The following is a 14,396-nucleotide window of genomic DNA, read 5'->3' as shown; positions in this document are numbered from 1 at the left end:
CGCGTCGTCAGCGCCGCCCTCGTGCTCCTCCTCATCGCCGTCGCCGTCGCCGCCGCCCTCGGCGGCTGACCGCCGGCCCGGACAGCAGGCCCGGGTCCGTGACGGGGCGGGCGCTCAGGCGGCGTCGAGCGCGGCGATCTCCTCGTCCGTGAGGGCGAGGTCCGCCGCCGCGGCCGAGTCGCGCACCGTCTCGGGCCGGCTGGCGCCCGGGATCGGGACGACGTGCGGCGACTTCGCGAGCATCCACGCCAGGCACACCCGCTGCGGGCTCACCCCGTGCTCCTCGGCGACCCGGGCGAACGCCGTGTGGGCCGAACCCAGGCCGCCCGCCCGGGACATGCCGCCCAGCGGACTCCACGGCAGGAACGCGAGCCCCAGCTCGTCGCACAGCCGCAGCTCCGGCTCGCTGGAACGGAACGCCGGCGAGAACTGGTTCTGCACGGACACCAGGTTCTCGCCGAGGATGTCGTGGGCCAGCCGGATCAGGTCGGGATCGACGTTCGAGACGCCGGCCATGCGGATCTTCCCCTCGGACAGCAGCTCGCTCAGCGCCCCCAGCGACTCCGCGTACGGCACCGAGGGGTCGGGCCGGTGGAACTGGTACAGCCCGATCGCCTCCACGCCCAGCCGCGCCAGCGACGCCTCGCAGGCGCGCCGCAGGTGCTCCGGCGAGCCGTCGACCGTCCAGCCGCCGTCCGGCCGGAGATGGCCGCCCTTGGTGGCGACCAGCACGTCACCGCCCCGGTCGTGCGCGGCGAGCGCCTTCGCGACCAGCGCTTCGTTGTGGCCGACGCCGTCGGCCTGCGCGTAGTAGGCGTCGGCGGTGTCGATCAGGGTCACGCCCGCGTCCAGCGCGGCGTGGATCGTCGCGAGGGCCCGGTCCTCGTCCGGCCGTCCCTCGACGGACAGGGGCATGGCGCCGAGACCGACCGCCCCGACCACGCGATCCCCGATACGGCGGGTCTGCATCGTTCACGTGTCCTCTCGTCCGGCCTTCGGCAGCGCGCGGCTTTCCGCGCCGCGCGCCAGGTCCTTCAGGCACCCTCAGGCTGACCGTCGTACCCGCGCTCGTCCACCGCATTCCGCGGGCGTGCACCTCCGGCGCCTCGGCGCAGGAACGTCATCCCCCTGGACCACCTCCCGACGGGACCGTCCAGGACGCCGCCGGTGTGCGCCGCCGGCCGGGGCGACGGGCGGCACACACCGGCGGGTGCGTCACCAGGCGAAGGCCTCCGGGGAGGGGCCCGGGCCGGGGAAGATCGCGTCGAGGCCGTCCAGCACCTCGTCGCTCAGCTCCAGGTCCACGGCGCGTACGGCTGAGGCGAGCTGTTCCGCCGTGCGCGGGCCGACGATCGGGCCTGTCACCCCGGGACGGGTCAGCAGCCAGGCGAGCGCCGCCTCGCCCGGCTCCAGGCCGTGCTTGTCGAGCAGGTTCTCGTACGCCTGGATCTGCTCGCGTGTCTTGGTGTCCTTGAGCGCGTCGGCAGCGCGGCCGCTCGCCCGGCGCCCCTCTGTGGCCTCCTTCTTGAGGACGCCGCCGAGCAGTCCTCCGTGCAGCGGAGACCAGGGGATGACGCCGAGGCCGTAGCCCTGCGCGGCCGGGATGACCTCCATCTCGGCGCGCCGTTCGGCGAGGTTGTACAGGCACTGCTCGCTGACCAGCCCGAGGCTGCCGCGCCGGGCGGCGGTCTCGTTGGCCTGCGCGAGGTGCCAGCCGGCGTGGTTGGACGAGCCGGCGTAGAGGATCTTGCCCTGCTGCACCAGCACGTCGACGGCCTGCCAGATCTCCTCCCACGGCGTCGCACGGTCGACGTGGTGGAACTGGTACAGGTCGATGTGGTCGGTCTGCAGCCGCTTGAGGCTGGCGTCGACCGCGCGGCGGATGTTCACCGCGGACAGCTTGTCGTGGTTGGGCCAGGCCGCGCCGTCCGTGCCCATGTTGCCGTAGACCTTGGTGGCCAGCACGGTCCGGTCGCGGCGTCCGCCGCCCTGGGCGAGCCAGCTGCCGAGGATCTCCTCGGTGCGGCCCTTGTTCTCGCCCCACCCGTAGACGTTGGCGGTGTCGAAGAAGTTGACGCCCGCGTCGAGCGCGGCGTCCATGATGGCGTGGCTGTCGGCCTCGTCGGTCTGCGGGCCGAAGTTCATCGTGCCGAGTACGAGTCGGCTGACCTTGAGCCCGGTGCGTCCCAGCTGCGTGTACTTCATGAGACCCAAGCCAACGCCTTGGAGGGGACTCGAGGCAAGCGTCTACGGGAGCGGCGTCGCGACCGGGGCGTCCGGCGCCGGGCGGGGGTGCGGGTACGGGCCGCCGATCTCCCACGCCTGGTGCAGCGCGGTGGCGAACGCGGCGGCGATGCGGTGTGCGCCGCGGGACGACGGGTGGGTGCCGTCGTGGGTGTCCCGGGCGTGTTCCCAGTGCGCGGGCTCGGAGGCGAGCAACAGCGGGGAGGCCGGTGTCGAGAGGTCCGCGACGGCCTTCGCCAGCAGTTCGTTGAAGCGCCGCACCTGCGCGGCGAAGGCGGTGTCGGTGGCCGCGCGTATGTTGGGCAGGACGGGCAGCAGCACGGCGCGGACGTGCGGGTCGGCCTGGCGTGCGGCGGCGACGAACCGGTGGACGTGGGCCGCCGTCTGGTCGGGGTCGGTGTAGAAGCCGAGGTCTATCAGGCCCAGGGACACCAGCAGCGTGTCCGGCCGGTGCGCGCGGACGGCGTCGGCGACGGCGGGCGCGTGGTGCTGCCAGCCGGTGCCCCACACGGCCAGGTGGCCGCGGGCCTCCGCGGGGAGGGTGGGGTCGGCGTACGCCTCGGAGCCGTCGTGGAGAGCGGTGTGCGGGCCGACGAACCGTACGGGGGCGGGTGCGGCCGTCGCGGTGAGGTGCTGCCACAGCCGGCACCGCCAGGGGTGCTCGCCGGCGCTGCCGATGGTCATGGAGTCGCCGACGGGCATGATGCGCATCGCCGCATTCTGCCGCACGGGACGGCCCGCCGGCCGTGGCCCCGGTCACCCGCCGCCGCGCCCGCCGCCGCGCCCGCCGCCGCGCCCGCCACCGCGCCCGCCCACCGCGCCCGCGCGGCGCCGTCGCGCGCCGGAGCGGCCTGGCGGGATGGCACTCTTGGCGCATGGGGATTCAGGGGTTCGCGCGGGTGGTCGGTGCAGTCGTCGTGGGGGGCGCCCTCGGTCTCGGGGCCGGCGCCGGGGACGCCGGTGCCGCGTCGTCGGAGGAGGAGCCGTCGGCGTTCACCCTCGAGGACCCCCGCATCACCGAGTCCAGCGGGCTCGCCGCCAGCCGGGCGCACCCCGGCGTCTACTGGACGCACAACGACTCCGACGACGGCCCGTACGTGTACGCCGTGGACGGCGGCACCGGCAGGACCGTCGCGACCGTCACCCTCCAGGGCGTCGCGCCGCGCGACGTGGAGGCGGTGTCGGTGGGGCCCGACGGCGACGTGTTCGTCGGCGACATCGGCGACAACCTGGGCGGCGGCTGGAGCGAGGTGTGGATCTACCGCTTCGCCGAGCCGGAGCGGCTGCGCGACACCACCGTCACGCCCACCCGCTACACCGTCAGGTACGCCGACGGGCCGCGTGACGCCGAGTCGCTGATGGTGCATCCGGAGACGGGCCGGGTCTATCTGGCGAGCAAGAGCGAACGGAGCGCGGGCGTCTATGCCGGCCCGGAGGAACTGACGGCGTCGGGCGTGAACGAGTTCGTCCGCATCGCAGATGTGGACATCGAGGCGACGGACGGGGCGTTCTCCCCGGACGGTTCCCGGCTGGTGCTGCGCAGTTACTTCGGCTCCGAGATGTACCGGTGGACGGACGAAGGGCGTCCGGAGCCCGTCGGCTCGGTGCCGGTGTCGACGTTCGGGCAGGGCGAGTCGGTGACGTTCACCCGGGACGGCGACACGCTGATGTTCGGCTCGGAGGGCTCCAACAGCCGTGTCGCGCCGCAGGAGTTGGAGGGTGAGGCGCTGCCGGAGTCCGCCGCCGCGCAGCGGGAGAAGGCGGAGCGGAGCTCCGACGGCGCGCCGCCCCGGGAGGGCGAGGAGGGCGAGGAGCGCGACCTGGTGGTGGGCGCGATCGTGTTCGCCGCCGCGACCGTGATCTGGCTGTCGCTGCGGCGGGTGTTCGGCCGCAGGCGCGACTGACGGGCCCGGACGCTCAGCCGTCCGCGCCGGCGGTCTCGACGAAGTCGGCGATGCCGTCGACGAGCCGGGCCAGGCCGAACGTGAAGAGGGCGTCGCCGGCCACGTCGAAGGTGTCCTCGTCGAGCTCGGCCAGCGAGGGGAAGCCGCCGCTCTGCATGGCCTCGGTGAGGAAGGGGGCCTGGGCGGCCCAGAACTCCTCGTCGCTCACGCCGGTGCGCCGCGCCGCCTCCAGTGCGTTGACGTGGTTGCGCGCGGAGCCGCTGACGTAGCTCTCGACCGCGACGATGACGGAGAGCCGCTGCTGGTCGGTGAGGCCGAGCCCCTCCAGGCCGGACATCGACAGGTCGAGACCGGCCATGGCGTTGGGTCCGAGAAGCGGACGGGCCTGGTTGACCTGGAGCAGCCAGGGGTGCCCGACGTACAGGTCCCAGATGCCGCTGCCGAGGCGGAGGAGGCGTTCGCGCAGCGGCATCGCGCGCTGTTCGGCCGCTTCCGCCTCGTCGACGGCCTGCACGTGATCGAGCATCAGCTCCAGCAGTTCGGACTTGCCGGGCACGTACCGGTAGAGGGACATGGTGCCGACGCCCAGGTCGGTGGCGACCCGTCGCATCGAGACGGCGCCGAGCCCTTCCGCGTCGGCGACGGACACGGCGGTCTCGACGATCCGCTCCAGCGTGAGGCCGCGTTTCGGTCCGCGGGTGGGCGCCTCCCCCACGCCCCAGAGGAGTTCCAGGCCGCGCCGCACGTCGCCGCTTCCGCTGTGTGCCGTCGTCATCTCGTCGCCCATCGTCCGGCCATCGTAAGGGAGGCGCAGCGCGCTGCGTATGGTGTACGCTTTTCCTGTGGGTACGGTGTACCCAGTTTCTCGGAAGGGGGAACCCCGTGGGCAGAAGCAGCAGCGACTACTCGGTTCTCGCCGAAGGACTGCACAAGTCGTTCGGCGGTAAGGGCGGCCAGGACGGCAAGGGCGGAACCCGCGCACACAAGGCCCTCGACGGCTTCGACCTCGCCGTGCCGCGCGGCAGCGTGTACGGCCTCCTCGGCCCCAACGGCGCGGGCAAGACCACGGCCGTGCGCATCCTCAGCACACTGCTCCGGCTCGACGGCGGGCGCGCGCTCGTCGGCGGGTACGACGTGCAACGTGAGGCGCGCAGGGTGCGTCGGCGCATCGGCCTCACCGGACAGAACGCGGCGGTCGACGAGATCATCACCGCCCGGCAGAACCTGGAGATGTTCGGCCGGCTCTTCCACCTCGGCAGCCGCCGCGCCCGGACCCGGGCGACCGAACTGCTGGCACAGTTCGGCCTCACGGACGCCGCCGACAAGCAGCCCAAGGACTTCAGCGGCGGCATGCGGCGCCGCCTCGACCTCGCCGCCAGCATGATCCTGGCCCCCGAGGTGCTGTTCCTCGACGAACCGACCACCGGGCTCGACCCCCGCGGTCGCAGCGAGGTGTGGGAGGCCGTACGGGCCCTCACCGCGAGCGGCACCACCGTCCTGCTCACCACCCACTACCTGGACGAGGCCGACAAGCTCTCCGACCGGATCGCCGTCATCGACCGCGGCACCAACGTCGTCGACGACACCCCGGCCGGGCTCAAGCGCGCCATCGGCGGCGACCGCATCGAGGTCGTCGCCGCCGAACCGGCCGACCTCCCCGCCGTCGCCAAGACCGTGGCGCGCGTCGCCGCCGACGGCGCCGAGCCCGAGACCGACACCGAGACCCTGCGCGTCCACGCACCGGTACGGGAGCGGGTCGCCGCACTCACCGACGTGGCCCGCGCCCTCCAGGACGCCGGGATCGCCGTCGAGGACATCGGGCTGCGCCGACCCACGCTCGACGAGGTGTTCCTCGCCCTCACCGGCCGCCCGGCCGACGACCCCGCCGGCCCAGGCGGAACCGCCGACCCGACCGACCCGACCGACCCGACCGACCCGAACGGCCCGAACGGCCCGACCGACCCGAAGGCGGTGGCGGCATGAGCGGCACCACGACCACACCCGGCACGGCACCCGCCGCACCCGTCCCGTCCGCTCCGGACGGCCCGGAACGCCGCCTCTTCTGGGCGTTCGCGGACTGCTGGACCATCGTCCGCCGCGACCTCACCCACCTGGTCAAGCAACCGTCCCTGATCGCCTGGCAGCTCGGCTTCCCCCTCGTGTCCGTGCTGCTCTTCGTGTACGTCTTCGGCAGCGCGATGGACGTCGGCGAGGGAGTGGAGTACACGGCGTACGCCATGCCCGGCATGTTCGCGATGACCATGGCGTTCGGCTTCATGAACACCGCCATGGCCGTCGTCATCGACAAGGAGCGCGGCGTCACCGACCGCTTCCGGTCGATGCCCATGTCGCCGTCCGCCGTCGTCACCGGACGCGGGGTCTCCGACGTGCTGCACGCCGGACTCGACCTGCTCGTCCTCGCGCTGATCGCCCTGGTCGTCGGCTGGCGTTCGGACGGCGGCCTGCCGGCCACGCTCACCGCCTTCGCGCTGCTGTTGCTGCTGCGCTTCTCGCTCATCTGGATCGGCGTCTACCTCGGCCTGATCACGCCCAACCAGGAAGCGGCCGGCAACCTCTTCGCCGTGGCCTTCCCGTTCGGGATGATCTCCAGCGTCTTCACCCCGCCCTCCGCCATGCCCGACTGGCTCGGTGCGATCGCGATGTGGAACCCGGTCTCCGCCACGGCCAACGCCGTGCGCGACCTGTTCGGCAACCCGATGCCGCTCGGCGACAGCTGGATCGAGCAGCACTCGCTGCTGATGGCCGTCGTGTGGCCGCTCGTCATCACCGCCGTCTTCCTGCCGCTCGCGGTGCGCAAGTACCAGAGCCTCGGCCGCTGAGGCGGGCGCGGCCCCCTGCGGGCCGGCAGACGCAGGGGCCCGGACGGCGCGCAGCCGTCCGGGCCCCTCCGGTCGTGTCCCGCATCCGCGCTCAGAGGCGCTCGATCACGTGGTCCACGCAGGCCGTCAGCGCCTCCACGTCGGCAGGCTCGATCGCCGGGAACATCGCCACCCGCAGCTGGTTCCGGCCCAGCTTCCGGTACGGCTCGGTGTCCACGATGCCGTTGGCGCGCAGCACCTTCGCGACCGCGGCGGCGTCCGTGGCCTCGTCGAAGTCGATCGTGCCGACGACGGCGGAGCGCTGCGCCGGGTCGGCGACGAACGGCGACGCGTGCTTGTGCTCCTCCGCCCAGCCGTACAGGCGGCGGGCCGAGTCGGCGGTGCGGCGCACCGCCCAGTCCAGGCCGCCCTGCCCGTTGAGCCACTCCAGCTGGTCGGCGAGCAGGAACAGCGTGGCGACGGCCGGGGTGTTGTACGTCTGGTTCTTGCGGCTGTTGTCGATCGCCGTCGCCAGGTTGAAGAACTCCGGGACGTGCCGGTCGGACGCGGCGATCCGCTCCGCCCGCTCGATCGCCGCGGGGGAGAACACGCCGATCCACAGACCGCCGTCGGCGGCGAACGACTTCTGCGGCGCGAAGTAGTAGACGTCCGTCTCGGCGACGTCCACGGGCAGGCCGCCTGCCCCCGAGGTGGCGTCCACCAGCACCAGCGCGCCCTCGTCGGCGCCCGCGACCCGCTCGATCGGCATCGCCACGCCGGTCGACGTCTCGTTGTGCGTGAGGGCGTACGCGTCGACGCCCGCCTCGGCGCGCGCCGTCGGGTGCGTGCCCGGGTCGGAGGACACCACGGAGGGCTCCTCCAGCCACGGCGCCAGCGTGGCGGCCTTCGCGAACTTCGAGGAGAACTCGCCGAAGGTCAGGTGCTGGGAGCGGCGCTCGATCAGGCCGTGGGTGGCGATGTCCCAGAAAGCGGTGGAGCCGCCGTTGCCGAGGACGACCTCGTAGCCCTCGGGCAGCTGGAACAGGCTCTGCACGCCCTCGCGCACGCGCCCCACGAGGTTCTTCACCGGGGGCTTGCGGTGGGACGTGCCGAGCAGGGACGTGCCGGTGTCGGCCAGCGCGCTCAGCGCCTCGGTCCGCACCTTGGAGGGACCCGATCCGAAGCGACCGTCGGCGGGCTTGATGTCAGCGGGAATCTGAATGTCGGCCACGGTGGCGAGCGTAGTGCTTCCGCACCGGTCACCGGCCGATTCGTCCGCACCGCGAGACGGGCGCGGCGACGGCGGCCGGTGCGCGTTCACACGTGCGAGAAGGGCTCCGCGTACGCGAACGTGCCGCGCATCGCCGGGTCGTACGCGCTGAGCGTCCTCACCTGGAAGGCCGTGGTCCAGGCAGGATCGGGCGGGGCGATGCCGTACTCGGTGGCGGGGCGGAAGCCGAAACGGCCGTAGTAGGCCGGGTCGCCCAGCAGCGCGACCAGCGGTTCGCCGAGCGCGTCGGCCGCTCCCAGCACGGCGTGCACCAGTGCGGAGCCGACCCCCGTCCGCTGGTGCTTCGGATGCACGCTCAGCGGGCCGAGGCCCAGCACCGGCACCTGCGCCAGCCGCCCGCGCGTGCACACCACGTGCCCCGACACGGCGCCCTGCGGGTCGGTCGCCACCAGCGACAGCGCGGGCAGCCAGTCCTCGCACCCGCGCAGCGCGTCCAGCAGCGGCACCTCGACCGGCACCGGCGTGTCCGTCCGGTCGAACGCCGCCGTGGTCACGTCCCGCACCGCCGGCACGTCGGCCGGCGTCTCCCGTCTGATCAGCACCGGAACAGTCTGGGGGTCGCCCGCGGGCGGCGGCAACGCCTTTTCCGCCGGTCGGCGGGGCGGATCTCCGCCGCCCCCTGCCATGCTGCCGTCATGAACGACACCGACCCGGACTGGGAACGGCGCGTCGCCGCGCTGTGGGACGCGTTCGACGCCCACACCGCCGGCGACTTCTCCGCCCGCATGACGGCCCTGGTGCGGGAGCTGCCCACCGGGCACCCCGTCGCGGCGTACGAGCGGGCCTCCGTCCACGACGCCCTCGGCCACGAGACGGAGGCCGCCGGCCTCTACCAGGAAGCCCTCGCCGGCGGCCTGGCCGGCCCCCGCCGTCGGCAGGCGGTCATCCAGTACGCCAGCACGCTGCGGAACCTCGGCCGCGCCGCCGAGGGCGTCGCCCTCCTCACCGCGGAACGGGACGCCGCCTCCGACGCACTGGACGACGCGGTCGCCGCCTTCCTCGCCCTGGCCCTCGCCGACGCGGGCCGCGCCCGCGAGGCCGTCGGCGTCGCGCTCGGCGCCCTCGCCCCCCACCTCCCGTCCTACACCCGCTCCGTCGGCCGCTACGCCCGCGAGCTGGCGGAGCCGTCGCCCGAGCAGTGACAGGCGGGTACGGCACCCCCTGGCGTGTGCCGGAGGAGCACCGCAAGGACCCGCGTCCGTCGAGGCGGGTGCCGCCACCACGCGCGGCCAGGCCCGGTACGACCGGTGCACGACCCCCGGGCCGAGCGGGAAGGGCACGTGCTCACGCAGCGTAGCTGCAGGTCCCGTTTCGTCCTGCTCCGGTGGGGTTACCCGGCGGGCCATGGTGCAGATCGGGTACACGATGATGACCGAGCAGGCCGGGCCCACGGACCTCGTCGACCACGTGGTGCACGCCGAGGAGGCGGGCTTCGACTTCTCCGTCTCCTCCGACCACTACTTCCCCTGGCTGGAGTCGCAGGGCCACGCCCCCTACGTGTGGAGCGTGCTCGGCGCGGCCGCCCACGCGACCAGCCGCATCCCGCTGACCACCTACGTCACCTGCCCGACGTTCCGCTATCACCCGGCCGTTGTCGCGCAGAAGGCCGCCACCCTGCAACTGCTGGCCGACGGACGGTTCCGCCTGGGCCTCGGTTCCGGAGAGAACCTCAACGAGCACGTCGTCGGCGGCGGCTGGCCACCTGCCGACGTGCGGCACGAGATGCTGGAAGAAGCGGTGCAGATCATCCGTGACCTCTTCGCCGGGGGGTACGTCAACCGGCGCGGCCGGCACTACACCGTCGAGTCGGCGAAGCTGTACGACCTGCCCGACCAGGCGCCGCCCCTCGGCATCGCGGTGTCCGGCGAGCAGTCGTGCCGGCTGGCCGGCAGGTACGCGGACCTGCTCATCGCCACCGAGCCCGAGCCGGGACTCGTGGAGGCCTTCTCGCGGCACGGCGGCGAGGGCAAGCCGCGGATCGGCCAGCTCCCCGTCTGCTTCGACACCGACCGCGACGCCGCCGTACGCCGCGCGCACGACCAGTTCCGCTGGTTCGGACTGGGCTGGAAGGTCAACTCCGAACTGCCCGGTCCGAAATCGTTCGACGCGGCGACCGCGTTCGTGCGCGAGGAGGACGTCGCCGGGTCCATCCCGTGCGGCGACGACCCGGAGCACTTCGTGCGCGCGGTGAAACCGTTCGTGGACGCCGGGTTCACCGACGTCGCCCTCGTGCAGATCGGCGGGGACACCCAGCACGCCTTCCTCGACTGGGCGCAGAGGACGCTGCTGCCGGAGCTGCGGTCAGCCCTGTGACGGCCCCTCCGCCGTGCCCGCGGCTCACTCGGCGGCCGCGCGCCGGGCCGCCGCCGGGCTGATCTCGACGAGGATCTCCTCCTCGTCCTCACCCTCCGCCGCGACCGAACCGGCCGGCACGAAGCCCAGCGACTCGTACAGGCCGCGCGCCGCGACGTTGGACCGCTGGTACGTCATGCGGATCACCCAGCAGTCCGGCCGCGCGGCGAGCCACCCGAGCAGGGTGCGCAGCAGCGCGCGGCCGATGCCCCGTCCCTGCTCGGCACGGTCCACGAGCAGGCCGCCGATCCAGTGCGAGCCGTCGTCGTCCCGGCCCCACATGACGTGGCCGACGACCGTCTCGTCGGCGTACACGCCCAGCGAACGCCACGGGCCCTCGTACAGCGACAGCAGCAGGTAGCGCGCGGCGAGCGCCGCGACGAAACCGCGCTGCTCGTCGAACGGCGCGACGTCCGCGACGGCGCGCCAGTTCTCCTCCTCGACGTCCCGCAGCGTGATGCGCCGCCCGGTCTCCTCCACGTGTCCTTGGTCGATCACCCCCGCAGCGTATGCGCCTCCGCGCCAGGGTTCACGTGCAATACCGGGTGGCCCGGCTCCCGCCCCGGGGACCGGGCCCCCGGGTGGCGCGGCCCCCGGGGCGGGAGGGGAAAACCCCGGGGCGTCCCGGGTGTGCCCCTCCCCGAAACGGGGGGCGAGGCTGCACGCTGGGGGCATGGCAGCAGCTAAGGACGCAGCAGGGGCCGGGCCGGCGGCCGGGGCAGGGGCGCGGGACACCGAGGCGGTGCTCCGCGGGGCGGTGCGCGGCGAGGTGGAGTTCGGCGCCGCCGACCGCGCGCTCTTCACCATGGACGCCTCGAACTACCGCCGCGTGCCGCTCGGCGTCGTCGCCCCGCGCGACGCCGACGACGTCGCGGCGACCCTCGCCGTGTGCCGAGAGCGCGGCGTGCCCGTGGTCGCGCGCGGCGGCGGCACGTCCATCGCGGGGCAGGCGACCGGCCTCGGCGTCGTCCTGGACTTCACCCGGCACATGAACGCCATCCGCGCGGTCGACCCCGGCTCGCGCACCGCCCTGGTGCAGCCCGGCGTGATCCTCGACGACCTGCGGAACGCCGTCGCGCAGTACGGACTCACCTTCGGCCCGGACCCCTCCACACACAGCCGCTGCACGCTCGGCGGCATGATCGGCAACAACTCGTGCGGCTCCCACTCCGTCGCCTGGGGCACCACCGCCGACAACGTGCACGAACTCGACGTCCTGACCTACGCGGGCGAACGCGCCGTGCTCGGCCCCGGCGGGGGCGGCGTTCCCGCGAGCCTGCGGAACCCGGTGCGCGCCCTGGTGAACGGCGACCTCTCCCGGCTGCGCACCGGCTTCCCCGAACTGCCGCGCCGCATCTCCGGATACGCCCTGGACGAGTTGCTGCCCGAGAAGGACGAGGACTGGGCGCGCGCCTTCACCGGCAGCGAGGGCACCCTCGGCGTGCTCACCGAGGCGACCGTACGCCTCGTCCCCGCGCCCGCCGCCCGCGCGCTCGCCGTCCTCGCCTACGCCGACGAGTCGGCCGCCGCGGAGGCCGCCGCCGCCCTGCTGCCGCACGGCCCGCTGACCGTGGAGGGCATGGCCAACGACCTGGTCTCCGACGCCGCCCGGGCCTCCCTGCCGCGCGGCGGGGCCTGGCTCTTCGTCGAGACCGGCGGCGCGGACGCCGCCGAGGCGCGGGCCCGCGCCGAGCAGCTGTGCCGGGCCGCGGCCGAGGGCACCACCGACCACAGCGTGGTCGCCGACCCGGCCGGGCAGCGCGCGCTGTGGCGGGTGCGCGAGGACGCGTCGGGCACCGCCACCCGCGTACCGGGCGGCGGCGAGGCGTGGCCGGGCTGGGAGGACTGCGCGGTACCGCCGGAGCGCCTGGGCGCGTACCTGCGCGACTTCCGCAAGCTGCTGCGCGAGTACGACCTGCGCGGCCTGCCGTACGGGCACTTCGGGGACGGCTGCATCCACGTCCGCATCGACTTCGACCTGATCCGCCCGGAGGGCATCCGGCACTTCCGCGCCTTCTCCCGCGACCTGGCCGGCATCGTCGTCGCGCACGGCGGGTCGCTGTCCGGCGAGCACGGCGACGGGCAGGCGCGTGCCGAACTGCTCCCGCGGATGTACGGCCCGGAGATGGTGGAGCTGTTCCACCGCTTCAAGGACCTCTGGGACCCCGTGAACGGCCTCAACCCCGGCATCCTCGCCCGCCCCGACCGCATCGACGACAACCTGCGCTTCGCGTCGCTGCCGCGCCGGCCCGTGGATGTGGAGTTCGGCTACCCGCACGACGACGGCGACTTCTCCGCCGCCGTGCGCCGCTGCGTCGGCGTCGCCAAGTGCCGCAACACCACGGCAGGGGCGAACGTGATGTGCCCGTCGTTCCGTGCCACCGGCGAGGAGCAGCACTCGACACGCGGCCGGGCGCGGCTGCTGCACGAGATGCTGGCCGGGGAGGTCGTGACGGACGGCTGGCGTTCGCAGGAGGTGCACGACGCACTCGACCTGTGCCTGTCGTGCAAGGGCTGCCGCAGCGACTGCCCGGTCGGCGTCGACATGGCCACGTACAAGGCGGAGTTCCTGCACCACCACTACGAGGGGCGGCGCCGGCCCATGGCGCACTACTCGATGGGCCGGCTGCCGCAGTGGCTGCGCCTGGTCGACGCCACGCGCAGCGCGCCGCTGCTCAACGCCGGCGCGGCCGTCGGACCGCTCGCCGCGGTCGGCAAGAGGCTGGGCGGGATCGCCCCGGAGCGGGACATCCCGCGGCTTCCGCACGGGTCGTTCACCCGCTGGTGGCGCGGGCAGAGCCGGTGCGGCATGGCGGAGCAGGGCGGCGGCACGGGGCAGCGGGTGGTGCTGTGGCCGGACACCTTCACCAACTACCTCTCCCCGGAGGCCGGTTCGGCGGCCGTGCGGGTCCTTCAGGACGCCGGGCTGCGGCTGGCCGTCCCCCCGCAGCAGGTGTGCTGCGGGCTGACGTACGTGTCCACGGGCCAGCTCGACCAGGCCCGGAAGGTGATGCGGCGGACCCTGGACCGGATCGAGCCCGCCCTGGACGCCGGCCTGCCGGTCGCGGTGCTGGAGCCGCCCTGCGCGGCGGCGCTGAAGACCGACCTGCCCGAGCTGCTGGGCGACGACCCGCGCGCGAAACGGCTGGCGTCGGCGGTGCGGACCTTCGCCGAGACCCTGGAGGAGTACGCCCCGGACTGGGACCCGCCGCGGGTGGACCGGCCGGTCGCCGGACAGACCCACTGCCACCAGCACGCCGTGCTGGGCGACGCCGCGGAGCGGCGGCTGCGTGAACGGGCCGGACTGGTCGGCGAGTTGAGTGGCGGCTGCTGCGGCCTGGCCGGCAACTTCGGCTTCGAGGCGGGGCACTACGAGGTGTCCGCGGCCTGCGCGGAGGACCAGCTGCTGCCCTCCGTCCGGGCGGCTGTGGCCGCCGACCCGGCGACGGAGGTCCTGGCGGACGGCTACTCCTGCCGCACCCAGCTGGAACAGCTCGACGACGGCCGCCCCAGCCGCCACCTGGCGGAAGTCCTGGCCGAGGCCCTGGGGGAGAAGGGGTAGGGCGGGGCCCGGGTAGGGCCTGGGGGTAGGGCTTGGGTGTTCGCGCGGGTGCGGGCGAGGGGTGTGGCGGCGTGGGTGTGGGCGCGCGTTCGGGCCCGTGAACCGGTGGGCGGTCGGGGCGGTCGGTGAGTCCGCGTGACCGCGTGCGTGGCGGAATGGCTGGTGTGCACACCTCTCTGACGTGGTGGGCCAGCGCGGCTCTTGGCGGTTGGTCTCTTTGCGGG

The 14,396-nt window shown here is 74.0% G+C and carries 13 protein-coding genes; 6 read left to right on the top strand and 7 right to left on the bottom strand.

Features of this window, described 5'->3' with window-relative positions; all coding sequences use genetic code 11:
- Positions 1 to 114: 114 nt before the first annotated feature.
- The 3 genes from RM572_RS06505 to RM572_RS06495 all read right to left on the bottom strand — a co-directional run bounded on the left by RM572_RS06505 (position 115) and on the right by RM572_RS06495 (position 2,955).
- Positions 115 to 969 (bottom strand): aldo/keto reductase, encoded by an 855-nt coding sequence (locus RM572_RS06505; protein WP_311672323.1) that lies wholly within the window; start codon positions 967 to 969, stop codon positions 115 to 117.
- Between the two features lie 246 nt (positions 970 to 1,215).
- Positions 1,216 to 2,205: an aldo/keto reductase gene (locus RM572_RS06500; protein ID WP_311672322.1), complete on the bottom strand. Its 990-nt coding sequence runs from the start codon at positions 2,203 to 2,205 to the stop codon at positions 1,216 to 1,218.
- Between the two features lie 42 nt (positions 2,206 to 2,247).
- Complete coding sequence (locus tag RM572_RS06495) at positions 2,248 to 2,955, bottom strand: GDSL-type esterase/lipase family protein (RefSeq protein WP_311672321.1); 708 nt, start codon at positions 2,953 to 2,955, stop codon at positions 2,248 to 2,250.
- A gap of 164 nt (positions 2,956 to 3,119) precedes the next feature.
- Here RM572_RS06495 and RM572_RS06490 point away from each other — a divergent pair, with 164 nt between their 5' ends.
- Entirely contained in the window at positions 3,120 to 4,148 is a 1,029-nt protein-coding gene (locus RM572_RS06490) for a hypothetical protein (protein WP_311672320.1), read from the top strand.
- 13 nt (positions 4,149 to 4,161) lie between these two features.
- On the opposite strand, the gene RM572_RS06485 is transcribed toward RM572_RS06490, so the two are convergent.
- Complete coding sequence (locus RM572_RS06485) at positions 4,162 to 4,935, bottom strand: TetR/AcrR family transcriptional regulator (RefSeq protein ID WP_311672319.1); 774 nt, start codon at positions 4,933 to 4,935, stop codon at positions 4,162 to 4,164.
- Between the two features lie 95 nt (positions 4,936 to 5,030).
- On the opposite strand from RM572_RS06485, the gene RM572_RS06480 reads away from it, so the two are divergent.
- Both RM572_RS06480 and RM572_RS06475 read left to right on the top strand, forming a co-directional pair.
- Positions 5,031 to 6,131 carry an ATP-binding cassette domain-containing protein gene (locus RM572_RS06480; protein ID WP_311672318.1) on the top strand — a complete coding sequence of 367 codons (1,101 nt, stop codon included), beginning with the start codon at positions 5,031 to 5,033 and terminating at the stop codon, positions 6,129 to 6,131.
- The gene (locus RM572_RS06475) at positions 6,128 to 6,988 is read left to right on the top strand and encodes an ABC transporter permease (protein WP_311672317.1); all 861 of its coding nucleotides are present in this window, start codon (positions 6,128 to 6,130) and stop codon (positions 6,986 to 6,988) included. The genes RM572_RS06480 and RM572_RS06475 overlap by 4 nt, the downstream gene beginning before the upstream one ends.
- Before the next feature lie 91 nt (positions 6,989 to 7,079).
- On the opposite strand, the gene serC is transcribed toward RM572_RS06475, so the two are convergent.
- The gene (gene serC / locus RM572_RS06470; RefSeq protein ID WP_311672316.1) at positions 7,080 to 8,198 is read right to left on the bottom strand and encodes a phosphoserine transaminase; all 1,119 of its coding nucleotides are present in this window, start codon (positions 8,196 to 8,198) and stop codon (positions 7,080 to 7,082) included.
- Positions 8,199 to 8,284: 86 nt separating this feature from the next.
- On the bottom strand, positions 8,285 to 8,800 hold the full coding sequence (locus tag RM572_RS06465; RefSeq protein WP_311672315.1) for a GNAT family N-acetyltransferase: 516 nt from the start codon (positions 8,798 to 8,800) through the stop codon (positions 8,285 to 8,287).
- A gap of 93 nt (positions 8,801 to 8,893) precedes the next feature.
- On the opposite strand from RM572_RS06465, the gene RM572_RS06460 reads away from it, so the two are divergent.
- Both RM572_RS06460 and RM572_RS06455 read left to right on the top strand, forming a co-directional pair.
- A complete protein-coding gene (locus tag RM572_RS06460) occupies positions 8,894 to 9,400 on the top strand; it encodes a tetratricopeptide repeat protein (protein WP_311672314.1) in 507 nt (168 codons plus the stop codon).
- Between the two features lie 202 nt (positions 9,401 to 9,602).
- Positions 9,603 to 10,571 carry an LLM class F420-dependent oxidoreductase gene (locus RM572_RS06455; protein WP_311672313.1) on the top strand — a complete coding sequence of 323 codons (969 nt, stop codon included), beginning with the start codon at positions 9,603 to 9,605 and terminating at the stop codon, positions 10,569 to 10,571.
- A 24-nt stretch (positions 10,572 to 10,595) separates the two neighbouring features.
- On the opposite strand, the gene RM572_RS06450 is transcribed toward RM572_RS06455, so the two are convergent.
- Entirely contained in the window at positions 10,596 to 11,108 is a 513-nt protein-coding gene (locus RM572_RS06450; protein ID WP_311672312.1) for a GNAT family N-acetyltransferase, read from the bottom strand.
- A gap of 175 nt (positions 11,109 to 11,283) precedes the next feature.
- Between RM572_RS06450 and RM572_RS06445 the strand changes: the two genes are divergently transcribed.
- The gene (locus tag RM572_RS06445; protein ID WP_394813535.1) at positions 11,284 to 14,172 is read left to right on the top strand and encodes an FAD-binding and (Fe-S)-binding domain-containing protein; all 2,889 of its coding nucleotides are present in this window, start codon (positions 11,284 to 11,286) and stop codon (positions 14,170 to 14,172) included.
- Positions 14,173 to 14,396 lie beyond the last annotated feature (224 nt).

The organism is Streptomyces hazeniae (genome assembly GCF_031845485.1).
Taxonomy (GTDB): Bacteria; Actinomycetota; Actinomycetes; order Streptomycetales; family Streptomycetaceae; genus Streptomyces; species Streptomyces hazeniae.
The sequence above is the reverse complement of the archived record's forward strand: the minus strand, read 5'-3'. Positions and strand labels throughout refer to the sequence as shown.